General features: G+C 38.8%; 14 protein-coding genes. 5 read left to right on the plus strand and 9 right to left on the minus strand.

Annotated features, from left to right (window positions below):
* Positions 1-4 precede the first annotated feature (4 nt).
* Together ACM0OS_RS19685 and ACM0OS_RS19690 are read right to left on the minus strand one after the other, a co-directional pair.
* Complete coding sequence (locus tag ACM0OS_RS19685; RefSeq protein WP_414544890.1) at positions 5-5,629, minus strand: AAA family ATPase; 5,625 nt, start codon at positions 5,627-5,629, stop codon at positions 5-7.
* 444 nt (positions 5,630-6,073) lie between these two features.
* Positions 6,074-6,706: a response regulator gene (locus tag ACM0OS_RS19690; RefSeq protein WP_414544891.1), complete on the minus strand. Its 633-nt coding sequence runs from the start codon at positions 6,704-6,706 to the stop codon at positions 6,074-6,076.
* Between the two features lie 258 nt (positions 6,707-6,964).
* Between ACM0OS_RS19690 and lipA the strand changes: the two genes are divergently transcribed.
* Together lipA and ACM0OS_RS19700 are read left to right on the plus strand one after the other, a co-directional pair.
* Complete coding sequence (gene lipA, locus ACM0OS_RS19695; protein WP_414544902.1) at positions 6,965-7,867, plus strand: lipoyl synthase; 903 nt, start codon at positions 6,965-6,967, stop codon at positions 7,865-7,867.
* A gap of 143 nt (positions 7,868-8,010) precedes the next feature.
* Positions 8,011-8,145, plus strand: a complete 135-nt coding sequence (locus ACM0OS_RS19700) for a photosystem I protein PsaX (protein WP_414544892.1) — start codon at positions 8,011-8,013, stop codon at positions 8,143-8,145.
* A gap of 21 nt (positions 8,146-8,166) precedes the next feature.
* Here ACM0OS_RS19700 and ACM0OS_RS19705 read toward each other — a convergent pair whose 3' ends face one another.
* Positions 8,167-9,033, minus strand: a complete 867-nt coding sequence (locus ACM0OS_RS19705; protein ID WP_414544893.1) for a branched-chain amino acid ABC transporter permease — start codon at positions 9,031-9,033, stop codon at positions 8,167-8,169.
* 191 nt (positions 9,034-9,224) lie between these two features.
* On the opposite strand from ACM0OS_RS19705, the gene hrmK reads away from it, so the two are divergent.
* Positions 9,225-11,027: a hybrid histidine kinase/response regulator HrmK gene (hrmK, locus tag ACM0OS_RS19710; RefSeq protein WP_414544894.1), complete on the plus strand. Its 1,803-nt coding sequence runs from the start codon at positions 9,225-9,227 to the stop codon at positions 11,025-11,027.
* Positions 11,028-11,078: 51 nt separating this feature from the next.
* The gene (gene larE, locus ACM0OS_RS19715; RefSeq protein ID WP_414544895.1) at positions 11,079-11,903 is read left to right on the plus strand and encodes an ATP-dependent sacrificial sulfur transferase LarE; all 825 of its coding nucleotides are present in this window, start codon (positions 11,079-11,081) and stop codon (positions 11,901-11,903) included.
* 21 nt (positions 11,904-11,924) lie between these two features.
* Here the strand turns inward: larE and ACM0OS_RS19720 are convergent, their stop codons facing one another.
* Both ACM0OS_RS19720 and ACM0OS_RS19725 read right to left on the minus strand, forming a co-directional pair.
* Positions 11,925-12,284, minus strand: a complete 360-nt coding sequence (locus ACM0OS_RS19720) for a DUF4864 domain-containing protein (protein WP_414544896.1) — start codon at positions 12,282-12,284, stop codon at positions 11,925-11,927.
* A 33-nt stretch (positions 12,285-12,317) separates the two neighbouring features.
* Entirely contained in the window at positions 12,318-13,295 is a 978-nt protein-coding gene (locus tag ACM0OS_RS19725; RefSeq protein ID WP_414544903.1) for an SGNH/GDSL hydrolase family protein, read from the minus strand.
* A 442-nt stretch (positions 13,296-13,737) separates the two neighbouring features.
* On the opposite strand from ACM0OS_RS19725, the gene ACM0OS_RS19730 reads away from it, so the two are divergent.
* Positions 13,738-13,950 (plus strand): hypothetical protein, encoded by a 213-nt coding sequence (locus ACM0OS_RS19730; protein ID WP_414544897.1) that lies wholly within the window; start codon positions 13,738-13,740, stop codon positions 13,948-13,950.
* Between the two features lie 59 nt (positions 13,951-14,009).
* Here the strand turns inward: ACM0OS_RS19730 and ACM0OS_RS19735 are convergent, their stop codons facing one another.
* From ACM0OS_RS19735 to glyQ, 4 genes are all read right to left on the minus strand, one after another.
* Positions 14,010-14,915 (minus strand): DNA-methyltransferase, encoded by a 906-nt coding sequence (locus tag ACM0OS_RS19735; RefSeq protein WP_414544898.1) that lies wholly within the window; start codon positions 14,913-14,915, stop codon positions 14,010-14,012.
* Positions 14,916-15,027: 112 nt separating this feature from the next.
* Positions 15,028-15,468, minus strand: a complete 441-nt coding sequence (gene cynS, locus ACM0OS_RS19740) for a cyanase (protein ID WP_414544899.1) — start codon at positions 15,466-15,468, stop codon at positions 15,028-15,030.
* A gap of 16 nt (positions 15,469-15,484) precedes the next feature.
* Positions 15,485-15,679, minus strand: coding sequence for a hypothetical protein (locus ACM0OS_RS19745; protein ID WP_414544900.1), 195 nt, complete (start codon positions 15,677-15,679; stop codon positions 15,485-15,487).
* Positions 15,680-15,968: 289 nt separating this feature from the next.
* Positions 15,969-16,847, minus strand: a complete 879-nt coding sequence (gene glyQ / locus ACM0OS_RS19750; protein ID WP_414544901.1) for a glycine--tRNA ligase subunit alpha — start codon at positions 16,845-16,847, stop codon at positions 15,969-15,971.
* Positions 16,848-16,982 lie beyond the last annotated feature (135 nt).

Here is a 16,982-nt window from a genome sequence, read left to right on the forward strand (position 1 = left end):
TTAATTACCGTATCGGTATCTCAATTACAAACTCACTCCCCTTACCCACTTCGGAATTACAGGTTAACTGACCCTGATGTTTATCCACAACAATCTGATAGCTAATTGACAAACCCAACCCTGTGCCACTACCCACTGGTTTAGTAGTAAAAAATGGATCAAAAATTTTCTGTTGTACAGATGCTGTCATACCTAGTCCATTATCAACAAACCGAATCTTCAGGATATTTGAGCCTACTAATTCAGTGCTAATCCAAATTGTCGGACTGGCAATTTTTTCTTGGTTAACTTCTGAAATATCTAAAGCATCAATTGCATTACTGAGAATATTCATAAACACTTGATTCAGTTGGCTAGCATAACAAGTAACTTCTGGTATCTGTCCGTATTCCTTGATGATGGCAATTTCTTGGCGATGTTTATCAACACTAGTTTTTTTAAGTCGATGTTGCAAAATCATTAAAGTGTTATCCAATCCCTCATGAATATCTACGGGTTTCATTTCCGACTCATCCAGGCGGGAGAAGTTTCGCAAACCTAAAACAATATTGCGGATACGCGTACTTCCCGCTTTCATGGAATCCACAGTTTTTGGCAAGTCTGCTGCTAAGAAATCTATATCAATGTTTTCAGCTTTTTCCCTAATTAACTGTGAAGGCTGGGGATATTCTTGTTGATAGATAGCTATTAATTCTAGTAAATCTTGAACATATTCACTCGTATGAGCAATGTTGCCATGAATAAAATTAATAGGGTTATTGATTTCATGGGCAACTCCCGCTACCATTTGCCCCAAAGATGACATTTTTTCACTTTGAATTAATTGGGTTTGGGTGCGTTGTAATTCTTGTAATGCCTGTTGTAAACTTTGGTTATTTTTATTAAGTTCTGCTGTTCTTTCTGCTACTTTTTCTTCTAAAGTATGATTATATTCTTCTAGCTTTTCTTTAGCTTGTGCCAAATTTGTGTAGAGCATGGCATTTTCTAAAGAAATAGTAGCTTGAGTAGTTAAGAGCTTGAGAACTTCCAGGCGATCGCGTGTAAATGCTCCTGTAGTCAAATTATTTTCTAAATAAAGAATCCCCAGTAACTTACTTTGATTAATCATGGGGATGCACAACAAACTTTTTGGTGATTCACGGTTAATATAGTTATCTGCTACTAAAGAAGTTTGAGCTTTGGCATCATCAATAACTAATATTTCCCTAGTCCGTTTGACGTAGTTAATTAAGGAAATTGGCACATCATAGCTTGACTCTAAACTAATTGAGGGAAACTGTGTCTGGGTAGAAGCTAATGTTGAACTAGAACTGACAGATGTAACTGTTAATTCTGATTCATCTCCAGTACTCAAAATTAGAACACACTTAGAGGCCCCGACATTTTCCATCACAACTTCCATTAAGGTTGAAAGTAGTTCCGGTAACTCAATTTCTCCAGACAATGCTTGGGATGCTTTAATCACAGCGGCTAAATCTAGCCTGTCCGACATACTAGTATTAGAGCCAACAACAGTTTCATTTGTACTTACAATAGATTCAGTATTAGGCGCAGATCCAGTGAATTTAAGTTCAGAGGTAATATTTTCACTGGGATGTAAACTCAGTTTGTCTTGTTGAATAAGAGACGATAATAATTGAGGATAGCGTTTTTGCAAATCATTTACTTTTGCTAATGCACCCCAGCGAACATAACCATAGTAAGCATCAATTAGATAAGTTTGAGCAATTTTCTGCTTGCCCCATTCTAGATAAAATTTACTCGCAATTTCGTTAGCAAGAGCTTCTTCATGAATATAATCATATTTTTTAGCAAGAGAAATTGCCTGATCAAAGTATTCTATTGCCTCAAGATATTTTCTAGAAACTCTGCATTTTTCAGCCTCAACTAAATAAAATTTATGCAAATGATTACTGGGAACATATTCTGCCCACGTACTCATTTTCTTTTGATTGTTTAATACTTTATGTAAAATTTCTTCTTGATTTATAGAACTAGTGTTATGATATGTTGCCAACAATGCCAGAGAATCATAAAAATAAAATTGTGGGACAACAAACTGTCCTATTCCACTCATTAAATATTGCTCTGCCAGGACAGAGTTTTTAACGGCTTCAGCATAATCGCCAAAGAGATAACACAAATTTAGTTTACATATATAAACATACAAAAGTGCAACTCCATCATTAACCTTGATTTGCTCTGGCAATATTTGTACTTCATCATAAGCTTCCCCAATTAACTGACAAGGATTTGGCACAGCCCCAATCAAATTCAATACTGTCTGCCGATAAATTTCAATCCAAAAAAAGACTGCATCTTGTTTGAGTTGGTTAGCAGTATAACTGTAGTTTGCCATCTCTCTTTCAAGAGTATTCAATTCCTTCCCGCTAAAATATGCAATGTAGGAGTAAGAATATAAAGAGTACGCCGCGAATTCTAAATCGCCTGTTTCTAGTCCAGCAGTATAAGCTTCTAAAAGAGGCTGAAGAGTTTCTCTAATAGGTTCTTGCCAATGTCTAACATGGGCATTAAATGTCTGGTTGACTTTGGCTTTAATTTCTTTAATGTTGAACTTTGATAATAAATTGGTACCTAATTTGCCAAACTGATAACCAAGTTCAATTCCTCCTGGCGACCCGCAAAGCATTAAACCATAAGTAACATAGGCAAAAGCTGATAAGGGAGAATTTCCATATTTCAGTGATAAGTTAATTTGTTTTAAGCAAATTAGAGGCATCAATTCAGGCATCGCTTGATAAGCAAAAGCAATTGCACCAGATAAAATACGCATCATTGCTAGTGCTTCTTTTACCGTCATTTCTGGCAAATCAATTAATTCCTCAATCTTACGATTAGCCAAAGTTGTAGTGACTATATTCATTTCTTGCTGAATATCAGTCTGACTAGGATATTCCGGGAATTCTACTCCCAATAACTTCAAAAATACCAGTGCTGCTTTAACTGCTTCTTGTGCTTTCCCTTGCGCCCCATATGCCTGAATTCTAACTTCATACACTTTTACTTTTTCTAGCAGTGTATTAGCCTTTGCCAACACAACCTGGACAAGTTCTTCTGTCTGCTCAAACTCTCCATTCAAATATGCTGCTTCTGCCGCATTCTCATACAAAGCTAAGGTTAATTCATATTGATTATTCCAACAATTACCTGCCAGCAGTTCAATTCCAGTAGTTAAATACTTCTTAGCCGTTGAGTAAGCTGTTGATACTACAGCTTTACATCCAGCCGTTAAGTTCATTGCAGCTAATTCATCTCGTTGCGCTGGATTAGTAATGAATTCCACTGCAATGTTAAACTGATTAACTAATTCAAAAATCTTATCTTCCCGTTCTTCAATGGAAGTATTTTTCAGCAAAAGTAGCCCAATTTTTAAGTGAATTGGTTTTTTTTGGTCTAGAGGAATCAAAGAATACGCAGCTTGCTGTACACGATCATGTACAAATTTATACTTTGTTAGTTGAGGATTAGTATTAGAGGATGTTGAGTGCAATTCTTCTTGATGACAAATTGTTTGTTGTTTATCACTTGTTTCTGCTAATGAATTTTCGTTTTGAGGTAAAATTAATCCATCAAGTAAAGCAGGCCAAAGATCAGCTGCTGTATCCACAACACTTTTTTCATGGATAATAGCCAGAGTCTTTAAATCAAATTGACTCCCTACACAAGCAGCTAACTTTAATAATTTGTTAGTATTTTTAGGCAGCTTTTCAATTTGGATTGCCATAAATTCTACTACATCATCTGTGAGCGACAATGTTTTGATTTTTGTAATGTCATACTGCCAATGACCAACATCAAAGTTTAGTGTAATTAATCCATCATCATGTAAAGATTTGAGAAATTGAGTGACAAAGAAGGGGTTACCTTTGGTTTTTGCAAATACCATTTGTGTCAAAGGAACAGCAACTAAGTCTCGACAATGAAGTGTATCGGCAATCAAATTGTTTAAATCTGATTGGTTTAAGGGTGCCAAATTAATAGTATTAATAATTACATTTTTTGCGGACATTTCTTGCAAAATCAAAGTCAATGGATGTGCAGCCGATACTTCATTATCACGGTATGCCCCTATCAGTAATAAGTTACCTTGCTTTTCAGCTATTTTCTGGATTTCTCCAGTCAGAGTAGAAGAGGTAGCTTCACTCATTAATAATTGAATAAATTTCAAAGAAGCCGTATCTGCCCATTGCAAATCATCGAGGAAAATTACCAGAGGTTGTTCTTTAGTTGTAAAAACTTGAATAAATTTTTGAAATAATAAATTAAATCGATTGTAGACAGCACTACCAGAAATTTTTACCACTGGTGGTTGTTTGCCAATAATCCTTTCCAGTTCAGGAATTACATCAATAATTACTTGAGCTTGTCTACCCAAGACAGATAATATTTTTTCCTGCCATTGATTAATTTGGGCATCACTTTCTGATAATATTTGTCCAATCAAATCTCTAAATGCTTGTATCAATGCTGATAAAGGAATATCACGTTGAAATTGATCGAATTTACCTTTAATGAAGTAACTACGCTGTCTTGCAATTGGTTTATGCACTTCATTTACTACAGCAGTTTTGCCAATTCCAGAGAAACCCGTAACTAATATCATTTCATTGTTACCGTTTGCCACGCGCTCAAAAGTAGCAAGGAGGTTTTCAACTTCACGTTGACGACCATATAATTTTTCAGGAATCACAAAACGGTTAGATATATCTCGACCTGCTAATTCAAAGGGTGTAATTTGTTCTTTCTCTAGCCACTGATTCTGACATATCTCTAAATCATGCTTGAGTCCATACGCACTTTGATAGCGGTCTTCAGCATTTTTCGCCATCAACTTGCTAATTATTTCCGATAAAATTAAAGGAATGTGAGAATTAATTTGACTAACTTTAGGTGCTTCTTTAGCAATATGAGAGTAAACTAACTCCATAGGTTCATTGTTACTGAAGGGTAATTGCCCAGTTAGGAGTTCAAAAAAGGTCACGCCTAAGGAATAAAAGTCAGTGCGATAGTCTATACCTCGATTCATCCGTCCCGTTTGTTCAGGAGAAATATAAGCTAGAGTGCCTTCTAAAACATTGGGATTTGTAATGACTTGAATTTCTTTTGGTAACAAAGTAGCTAGACTAAAGTCGATGATTTTAATTTCATTAGTTGTGGGGTGAATAAGAATATTTCCGGGTTTAATGTCTTTGTGAATGATGCGATGGCGATGTAGTTCCTCTAGGCTGGAAGCAACTTCAATGGCGATGTGGAAAAATTCACTTAAAGAAACAGACTTTTTCCCGTTTGCTAACTGCTGTCGTTGCCAATCTTTGAGGGAGATACAGCCAAAATCTTCCATAACTAGGACATAACCGTTGCGGTAAGTTTCTATGCTATGGGGTTTGACAATACCAGATAGTTCTATGTTTTGGGTAATAGTGTATTGATTACGGAACTGAGCAATCTCGGCAAAAGTAGGATATTCATTCCGCATCAGTTTGAGGATTACGGGTTGTTCATCCTGTTCTCTGATGCCCCGATAAACTAAGGTTTTACTACCTGAATAAATTTGCTCAGTAATGCGATAACCAAGTATGGGATATAGCGGATCTAATACTACTGACATTCTTGCCTATGCTCACATATTGCTTTCTATGTTTCATTATTCCCAGTACAGAAAACTAATTATCGTTAGCCTGTTAACTAATTTTTTGTTCCTTGCTTATACAAGCTATGAGTAATAAAAGCAAACTACTACGTATGTGTACGCAAATTATGTCTAATGTGAATTTGATGTTGAAACAATTGTAATTTAGACAGGCTTATACACCCTGATGGAAAAACGGGGTATTTCAATTTATAGCCATTATTGATTGATTTAAACAGTAAAAAGCCTGCCTTTACCCTTAAATAGAGTATGTTTTGGCAGGGCTATGGGATAGATAATTCCACTGTATTGTCTTCAAAAGTTGATCGTGCCACAGCGCGATCGCATTTTTCAATTTTTCCACTTATGGGTAGATTAGTTAAATTTAGCAATCAACCTGGATTACTATAGTAAGTACAAATACTACTTGATCTTTTGTTTGATAAAAGTCACTACCTGCGCTAACTGTTTCTTCAAGCCGTCGATTTCTGCCTGCATTTTGATCATTTTTTCATTCAATGCATTGATTTCGGCTGAAGCATCTGACTCAATATCAGAAATAGTTGTTGCAGTAGTTGTGACACCAGATGTAACTACCGTGCCATTTTTAGTAGCAACGGCCGTTGCTGTACCATTTTTGGTAGTAACGAGTGATATTGGAACTGCTTCTGGGCGAGGCTTTTTAGCCTTAGACATTGCTAACTTAATAGCATTGATTAATTGCTTCTGATCAAAAGGCTTTCCTAAAAATTCAAAGTATTCAAAAGGTTCGGTCAGTTTTTCCGTTACCTCCTCCTTACGACCAGACATGATAACCAAAGGAATTTTTCTCAGTTCAGGCTGTGCTTGCACTTGCTGAAAAACTTCCCATCCGCTCATTTTAGGCAGTAAAAAGTCCAACATAATCAAGCTGAGTTTTTCCTGACGGATAAAATTCAGTCCTTCTAAACCGTCTTTGGCTTCTAATACCTCAAAATTGCCTGGAGGCAACATTTCTCGTACTTTTACCCTGACAACTGTAGTGTCATCGATAACTAAAATTTTGTTACTTGCCACGACTTATTGCTCTAACAGAAATTTTAAGTGTAAATAACGGCATTGCCGATTGACCGTGAGAATCCTCCCACTATATCCACATTCTTTATTAATTGGGGGATAGTATATTTCGGTATAAATGTCATTGTTAGAGGTATTTTAAAAAACTAGTGCTTATATTCGGGAAAATCTATGTCATGGTGATATTTAAGGCTTAAACCTTGCTTCAGCGCAGAGGAAATTTGCCCCAAAATACCTTTGAATTTTGCTTGGATGTCTATGACTTCGTTACAACCAGCCCAACTCAAGTCAGAAATAACGGCAATGCCTAGCTGGTTACGTCGCCCCATTGCTAAAGCTAGTGAGCTTTCTACCGTACAACGGATTATTAAGCAACGCCAAATTCACACGATTTGTGAAGAAGGACGTTGCCCTAATCGGGGAGAATGCTATGCCCAAAAAACTGCAACTTTTTTACTATCAGGTCCTGTTTGTACACGTTCTTGTGCTTTTTGTCAAGTAGATAAAGGTCATGCACCAATGCCTATTGACCCAGAGGAGCCGCAAAAAGTAGCAGAAGCCGTACAGCTTTTGGGATTGCGTTATGTAGTGTTGACTTCTGTCGCCCGTGATGATTTGCCAGATCAGGGTGCAGGGCAGTTTGTCAAGACAATAAATACAATTCGTCAGTTAAACCCAGATACGCAAATTGAAGTACTGACGCCAGATTTTTGGGGTGGTATTGGTTCTGGAGAATCAGGACAACGACAAAGAATAGCTGCCATTGTGACAGCTAAACCAGCTTGTTTTAATCACAACGTGGAAACAGTCAGGCGGCTAACTGGCCCTGTGCGTCGGGGAGCCAAGTACGATCGCTCGCTGCAAGTGTTGGCTATAGTGAAAGAAATAGACCAGACTATCCCCACTAAATCAGGCTTAATGCTGGGACATGGCGAAACGAGAGAGGAAGTCATGGAAACTATGACAGACTTAAGGGCTGTGGGGTGCGATCGCCTGACTATCGGCCAGTATATGCGTCCTTCTTTAGAACATTTACCAGTACAAAAATACTGGACACCAGCAGAATTTGATGAACTAGGCAGTCTAGCACGGCAAATGGGATTTAACCATGTCCGTTCTGGGCCGCTGGTGCGTAGTTCTTACCATGCGGGTGAAGAATGAGTGGGGAAAGGAGGACGATGAGGAAGATATTGACCAATTCCCAATCCCAAATCCCCAAACACAAAAATATTTTTAAAGAATTTGGGCATTGGGTACATCTGTTTGGTATTTCTTAAAAAGTTATGACATGAGGAGAACCATTTATGGCTAAAGTTCAAAATTCCCCAGTTGCTGACAGTGGAGCTAAACCCCCATACACTTTCCGTGTGGGTTGGGCGTTGCTGTTATTGGCTGTTAACTTTTTGGTTGCTGCCTATTACTTCCACATCATTGAATAATTAGAAGTGGAATGGTGCTGCTTAAATTGTTCCTTTGAATAAACCTTTGGGGCGAATGAGCAGCACCAAAATCATGATCAACAGAGCTATACCTTGTTTATACTGAGAACCCAGCCAGAGAGTGCTGAGTTCTTGGGCTATACCAATGATTAAGGCTGCGGCGATCGCTCCGTAGGGATTACCGATACCACCTAATATTACTGAAGCGAACAAAGGTAAAATGAGAAACCATCCCATGTTGGGGCGTACCGCCGTAATCAACCCGTACATACTGCCACCTAATGAGGTGAATGTGCCAGCAATCAGCCAAGTCCAGAGGATTACTTGCTCTACATTGATGCCAGATACTCTCGCTAAATCTAAATCGTCTGCCACGGCTCGCATTGCTTTACCAATTTTGGTATTTTGCAACAGATAGTGCAGTGCCAAAATTGCCAGCACAGCTAACCCCAATACCAAAAGTTGATTTTGCGGGATCTTTAAACCGAAGATATCCAACGCCGCAGTTACAGGCACATTGTAATTTCGGTTCTGTCCACCCCAAAGAAAAATAATCCCATTGCGTAAAAATAAAGCCAGTCCAATAGAGATAATAATCAGTGTGGTGGAAGTGGCACGAATAGAACGCATCCTTGACCACAACAATTTTTCTGATAACAGCATTGCCCCTACAGTCCCGAAGGTTGCCAGAATCATGGACAACCAAATATTGATTCCGGCTGTATTTATTAATAAAGTGAGATAGGCTCCCAAAGTGAGAAAATCACCGTGAGCAAAATTAGATAACCGTAAAATCCCGTAGGTAAGTGTGAGTCCTACAGCTGCTAAAGCAATAATACTGCCTACTGCAATGCCGTTGACGATGAGTTGAGCAATTTGTGTATCCATCAGTTTTTTCTAAAATAGTTAATCCCAAAAAATTTTAGGAAATTAATTTCGTACAAGAATGTTGGTTTTACTAGTGACAATCGACACTACAAGTTATAAGTTATAAACAAACGAAAATTGTGAGTTAATATACATAGAATCTTGTTCGTATTTTTGTGCCAAGTCAAACTTGTTCAGCGGTCTAGTTGACCATGCAGCAGTATTCAAGCTTACCAGAACAGAACTCATCGTTAGATGTCACGCCCACACTTTTGAAAACAATTCAGCAACTTCGTGCGGAGCTGTGGCTGGAACGCAGCTTGAACCAGTTGCAGAGTCACCTAAACGATCGCTTGCTTTGTGTTTGTAGTGTTGTCTCACCAGCGAGAACCACAGAGGCGGAAATTTTCCAAACTGTGGTGAACCAGCTCGACATTGCTTTGAATAGTATTACGGTAGCGATCGCTTTATTTCAACCCCAGGCAAAAATTGCTGAAGTTTGTTATGTTTCTCCGTCACCGTGTCGAGTTGCACAGCAGCCACTTTTACAACATTCCCAAAAAAGACTGCAATTAAAATTGCACGAAGCGATCGCACTAGAAGATTTACATCAACTTGAAAGCCAACAACCACAATATGTCTGGCGCTTAAGTGATGATGCTAATAATATTATTGGCTGGCTAATTATCGCTAAAGCCACCCCCAGGACTGATGGTAAATCACTTACAGCATCCCAAAAGCAACTGCGATCGCAATTGCTCACACAAGCTATTCAGCAGTGTATGGCTGCACTCACGCAACTGAAAAAAATAGCCTCTTTGCAGCAACACTCTCAACAACTTGGTAGTTCTAATGAGCAACTTAAGCGCACTAATCAACTTAAAAACCAGTTTCTAGCTAATACAAGTCACGAAATCCGCACGCCCCTAAGTTCCATTATTGGTTTCACTCACCTGCTTCTAGCTCAAGGCTACGATCCCACAAGGGAACGCCATCAAGAGTATTTAAATATCATTCAGTCTAGTGGGAAGCACTTACTCACGCTCATCAATGATATTTTAGACCTTTCCAAAATTGAAGCTAACCAGCTGGAAGTGGAATGGGAAAATGTAAATGTGCCAGAAATGTGCCGCAATGTTTTCGCATTGCTGAAGGAGAAAGCTGCTAACAAGAATTTGAAATTGTGCCTAGAAATAGACCCCGATGTCAAAACCCTGGTTGCTGACCCCTTAAGATTGAAGCAAATGCTGTTGAATTTGCTGTTTAATGCCCTGAAGTTTACTAGCACAGGTACCGTTGGCTTAAAAGTTTTACCCAAAGATGAATTTGTGCATTTTACAGTTTGGGATACAGGAATTGGGATCTCTCCAGAAAATCAAGCTCTCCTATTTCAACCTTATTTCCAAATTGCCAACGCTGTCACTAGCCGTAATGAAGGTACAGGTTTGGGATTAACTGTGACTCGCAAGTTGGCTGAACTTCATGGTGGTGGAGTGACAGTGGAATCATCCGTTGATCAAGGCTCGCGGTTTACTATTATTCTGCCCCTAAAACCTCTTGAGGAAGTAGGGGCAAATGGGGAAGATGAGGTAGATGAGACAGTAGAATCAACCATCGTTAGTCCCAGTTCCTCTTTAGAGATTTTGTTGGTGGAAAATGATTTTCCTAATGCCGAGTTGATGCAAATTTATCTAGGTAAACGGGGATATCATGTGAATTGGGTGAAGAATGCTGCTGAAATGTGGGCAGTTCTCACACAGATTAACCCGGCGGTAATTTTAATGGATATCCAGCTTCCTGATGCTAATGGTTTAAATTTGCTCAAGCAGTTACGAGCCAAACCAGAGTATCAGATGATTCCAGTAATTGTTCAAACAGCAATGGCCATGAAAGGCGATCACGAAACTTGTTTGGCCGCTGGGGCCAATGATTATCTTTCTAAACCGTTGGATTTACCTCTGTTAGCTAATCTGGTGGCCAAGTATAGCAGCCCCAACATCTTAGTTGATGAGTGATTAGAATAGAATTGATTGGGTGCTGTAGGCTTTTGCCAGGATTGGGAAGTGATGTTGACAGAAAAATTTGAGCAATTAAAAGTCTTATTTGGAGATATGGAGCAGGCTTTGATTGCCTACTCTGGGGGTATTGATAGTACTTTGGTTGCCAAGATTGCTTATGATGTGTTGGGCGATCGCGCTTTGGCTGTGACAGCTGTTTCGCCTTCGCTGTTACCAGAAGAGTTGGAAGATGCGAAAATTCAAGCCGCAACTATGGGGATTTCTCATAAAATTGTCCACACTCACGAAATGGACAATCCCAATTACACTTCTAACCCTGTCAATCGGTGCTATTTTTGCAAAAGTGAATTACATGACACTCTTAAACCTTTAGCGTTGCAGTTAGGTTATCCCTATGTAGTAGATGGGGTGAATGCCGACGATTTGCACGATTATCGCCCAGGGATTCAAGCAGCTAAAGAAAGAGGCGCGCGATCGCCTTTAGCTGAAGTTGGCGTCACTAAAGCTGAAGTCCGGCAACTTTCGCAACAACTCGGTTTACCTTGGTGGGATAAACCTGCTCAACCTTGTCTCAGTTCTCGGTTTCCTTATGGTGAGGAAATTACTGTTGCCAAATTGCAAAGGGTCGGTAGAGCAGAAATTTATCTCCGAAAATTAGGATGGCAGAATTTGCGCGTACGTTCGCAAGGCGATACAGCGCGGATTGAATTACTGCCAACACAAATCAAAGATTTTGTCTTAACTACAGATATACAAGCAGTAGTTGCTAAATTTCAAGAGTTGGGATTTCTTTACGTCACTCTCGATTTAGAAGGTTATCGTAGCGGCAAATTAAATCAAGTTTTAAATCAGCCTGTTGTTATGACTCATTAGTCAATGGTTATTTCCCCAGTTCTAAATAATTTCTGCTTCCACAGACACTAAAACACAACCGTTAATCCTCCAGGTATTATCTGGCTGTTTTACCATAAAATATAAACCCCTCAGGGGAACACCATGAGGACTCAGCAAAAGTACTGTCTGAGTAATATTGCCTTGGATGGTTGTGATTTTCTCAAAAAATACAGAACGGGGGCGATAAACAGCCGGGTAGCTATTTCTTACCATCTGGATAAAGTTTTCTGCGGTATATTGCTCTTGAATTTCCGGACTGGCAAAAGCAAAAGCAGCTTGAGCGTCATCCTGTTGAAAAGCTTGAATTTGGTTTTCAATTATGGAACGGATGGCAATAGCGTCATTATCGGTGATTTCCATAGTTTTTAAAATAGGTTTTAAAATAGCGATCGCTCAATTATTTTGCTGAGTCAGCTTGAATTGTGTTTCTTGCAGTGCCGCACGCCAAACATCATATCCATCTTGAGATAGATGCAAACCATCTGTAGTTAGCTCTGGGCGCAAATTGCCTTGAAAATCTGTAAACCAATCATAAATATTTAGATAATTAGCTTTTTCTTGTTGAGCAATCAAGGCCAGTTGTGTATTAATTTGACGAATACGGCTATTAGAAATTGATGACAGGCGCGTTGGCAAAATTGATTGCACAATTATCTGAGTATTTGGGTGAGTCTGCCGCAAGCTACGGATAATCTGTCGATGATTACGCAAAATTTCTTCATCACTATCGCCTCTTCGTAAATCATTAATTCCAGCCATGATATAAATCACATTCGGTCGTGTTGCGGCAAATGCCTGCAATCTTTTGGAAATTCCTCCAGAAGTATCTCCAGATATGCCTTGATTCAGCCACAATTTACCAGTAGGCAATTTTTCTTTAGGAAACCACATGCTCAAGGAATCACCAACTAAAATACCTAAATAATTTGCGCCTTGACCTTGGCTGATGGCTTTAGCTTCTAAAGTTAATAACTTTTTCCAATCTTCATAAGTTAGTTGATGCTTCTTCGCTGAATTCCACAATAATTGCGAAGTCTCATTATCCACACGTGTATAAATCTGACCTGTTTTTAAAGCTGCCAATCTTTGGTAATAAAGTTGCTTGCCTGATATCAGTGCGCGGTTAGATGGATGAGGATGAGGATTCAGGAATGAATCTGGTGATGCTGGTAATCCTTGGTTATTGAATTGCGGTAAGGAGATATCAAGGTTGGCAATGTTTTTTTCATCCACTGTTATCTGTAACCCCTGTGTGAAATTCCACATAAATTGAGAACTTTCTGGCAGGAGGATTGACAGATGAGGAGGCGCAGATGCTGGTATTACCAATCCTGTTAACAAGCCTATTGCCAACAGATATGAATCCCTTATCACTTTGTCTCTCCTCATTTTTACTGCTTTTCCCTATGACAGTATCAATTAGCTGTGTTCAGGAAAATTTTACTGAGATTTAGCTATTATTTTTATTTACACTGTATTGTATAGTTGTGTAAACCAGCTTCACAAGATTATGTTTGACAATTTACAATCTCTTTAAGACATATCTTTGAATACTTCAGCTAGTTTTATTTATTAAAATTCTTTGGTTAAAAGTATTTTTTTAGAGACAAAGTGTAGATTTATTCATCTATACCTTTCGGTTTAGGGTATAAAACTTACTAGGGTAAATAATATTACATCAATATTGCACTTTCCAGATATCCAATTTCCAGTTGCGCTTAAACATATCTATGTAGTTTATAGCACAATTGAACTTTGCTCTAGTTGTATATAACAACCTTGTAAGAAGTGCTAAGATTTAGGTAAAGTATTAATGTTTCCCGGTTATTCTGTGGCTAGAGCGAGTACAGCAATTGGTGTTAGTCCAATCATTAAGGAGATTGTGCAAAAACAGGCACATTCAACGCGTTTAACCCTCAAAGAAGTTATTCTTATGGGGATGTTAGCTATTGACAAGCTAGATGATCAAAGCCGTCAAGAGTTAGCCGACCAAGTTCATCAAATGCAAGTGAATGGAGAGATTTGAGTGAGTATTTATGAGTTATTAACTTTAGCTTTCCACTCCTCACCCTTAAATTCATCTGCCTATCGACTAAATCGATAACGACTTCCTACAACATAATCCTCATTAATTTCCAAAGATATCCATCGGCGCTGTAAATTTTCAGCCACAAACCCGGTTGTATTGGAACCTGAAAATGGGTCTAACACCATATCACCTTCATCAGTTAAAAATTTGATGAAAAATTCAGCGAAACCTTGAGGAAACCTCGCTGGGTGGGGTTTAATTCCTGCTGCTTTACAGCTCCGTAGATACAAACTATTAGATTCTGTATTAGGAATTTCTAGCAAATTTGGTGGAATTGCACCTTGGTTGTCTTTTTGAAATTTCTGAGAAATATCATGTCCACTTGGACGAAGTTGAGCTTTATAGCCATTTTTCAGTAGTTTCTGCATACTTTGGCTATAAGGCTTCAATACTTTTCTATTGTCTGCTTTAGGTTGTGGGGTTTTTGATAGCCACCAAACGACATTTACTGAATCTTTCACACGAATTCGTTTGATGGTCACCCACTCAGCCGGAGTAGGTAATCGCGCAGGGTTATAATGATAAAATTCTTGTGCCAAAAAAAAGCCGACTTCTTTACATAATCTGACTAAAAGTTCATATTGGTATATACTCCGCACGGGGTTACCAGGTAAGTAAGCACCACCTAAATCTAAAATAAATGAGCCATTATCTACTAATACTCTTTTGAACTCGTATGCAAAAGGTAGAAACCACTCGATATATTTTTCAGCACTTTCGTTACCGTATGCTTTTTTACGTGTGAGAGCAAATGGCGGCGATGTCAGGATCAGATTAATGCTATTTTGATCAATTGATTTCAGAAGTTCTAGACTATCGCCCAAATATGCTTTGCCAAAGTTTTGGGTGTAATAAGGAGTTAAGTTTATCTTTTTTGGTGAGTTTTCGGTTTCTTCTGGCAAGACGTATAGCTAGTTAGAAATTAAAAAAAATTATATTTATTAAAGTAAATTATAGACAATTTACCAGCCAATAAAGGATGGGTAAAAGCCCACCCTCCGCATAACTGAAACTCTACCACTTTTTGTATGGGAGAAATTTGCCAGACATAATAATTTTAACGCGATCGCCTTTGGGGTCTGTTTCTTTTTCGATATCTAAGGTAAAGTCAATGGCGCTCATAATCCCGTCACCAAACTTTTCCTGAATTACCTCTTTAATAGGGTAGCCATAGACTTGCATAATCTCGTAGAAACGATAAATCAGGGGATCAGTCGGGACGATTGGCCCTAATCCTTTAACTGGGTACGCAGTCAATTCTTGAATATAGATAGGAGCTAAGTCCAATGCTTCTACCAATAATTTTGCCTCTTCCTCAGAGGCGCTAGCTTGACGGTAAAATACAGCAGCAATCCATACTTCATCACGTCCAATAATTTTTTCTAAATCAGCAAAACTCAATCCTTTCTCTTGTTTGGCTTCTAAAAGCTGTTGCGTAATTTCGGAAATTGACATCTGATAACTTTTCTCGTCAGTTAATTTTGCAAGCAGAGAAAAATTTTAACATTTTCTCAGAGTCATAATGCGGTACAGGAACTTCGTCAAGACTTTCAAAATTATGGATTATTTTGTAATGTGTCCGCTTTACTGGTTCTTTGGCTTTGCCATAACCTGTATCCAACTCTTCCCAGCTCAGATGTGGCTTAATTTTTATGATTTTTGGCATTGAGACTGCACCCATTCATGTAGCTGCTAGGGCAATCATTAGTGTCAACTTCAATAAAACCCCTAAAAACTCTCGTTTCTAGGTAAAACTTGGAAATGCACTATGAGCAGATCTGTCGCTAATCAAGAAAGTCAGAACCTACCAAGAAGCATTCCCAGTCAGAATCTAGGAACAATAAAACTTTTTCTAGCCGGGATTTTACGTTAAGTTGACACCCATGAGTCATACTGTGCCTACCTTATGCCCTCACAAGAGATTCTGTCTTAGTGTTGTACATTGCCAAAACCACTTAAACAGCAACTCCCTTCAGTAATGGAAAACCCAACTTTTCCCTTTGCTCAACATATAAATGAGCCACCTTCCGTGCCAAATGACGAATCCTAGCAATGTAACGAGTTCTCTCCGTCACCGAAATCACACCTCTAGCATCCAACAAATTGAAGGTGTGTGAACACTTCATTACATAATCCAAGGTGGGTATAACCAACCCTCGCTCTGTCAACTGGGTAGCTTCTTGCTCATATAAGTTAAACAATGTCAGTAGCAACTCAGGATTCGACGCTTCAAAGTTATAAGTACACTGCTCAATCTCACTTTGCAAGAAGACATCACCATAAGTAATGTTGTCCGTCCACTGAATTTTTGTAATTGCTTCCACTTGCTGGAGATACATTACCAGTCGTTCCAACCCGTATGTAATTTCAATCGACACGGGACGGCAATCAATGCCCCCACACTGTTGGAAGTAGGTAAACTGAGTAATTTCCATCCCATCTAACCAAACTTCCCAACCAGTACCCCAAGCTCCCACCGTTGCATCTTCCCAGTTATCTTCCACAAACCGGACATCATGATCTTCAGGACGAATACCCAAAGCCCTTAAGGAATCAAGATAGATCTCTTGAATATTATCTGGCGACGGCTTAATCAGAACTTGGTACTGATAATAGTGTTGAAACCGATTAGGATTTTCGCCGTAACGCCCATCAGTAGGACGACGACATGGTTCAACATAAGCAACAGACCACGGTTCCGGCCCTAATGCCCTTAAAAATGTATGAGGGTTTTTAGTACCCGCACCCTTCTCAATATCGTATGGTTGGGCAATCAAACAACCGCGTTGACTCCAAAATTGATGCAATGACGTAATAACAGACTGAAAATTCACGCTCTACCCTCTCTTAATCAGCAAAGTGCATAAACTATTGTTTCCTACAACCTAGCACTGTGGGGAGTTTCAGAGGACGGAAAAAAATAAATGGTAAATTGAGAAAAAAGTAGTTGACAAAGAAAGGAGCGCTCG

The sequence above is a fragment of the Nostoc sp. CCY0012 genome, assembly GCF_963920855.1.
Lineage (GTDB): Bacteria > Cyanobacteriota > Cyanobacteriia > Cyanobacteriales > Nostocaceae > Cyanocohniella.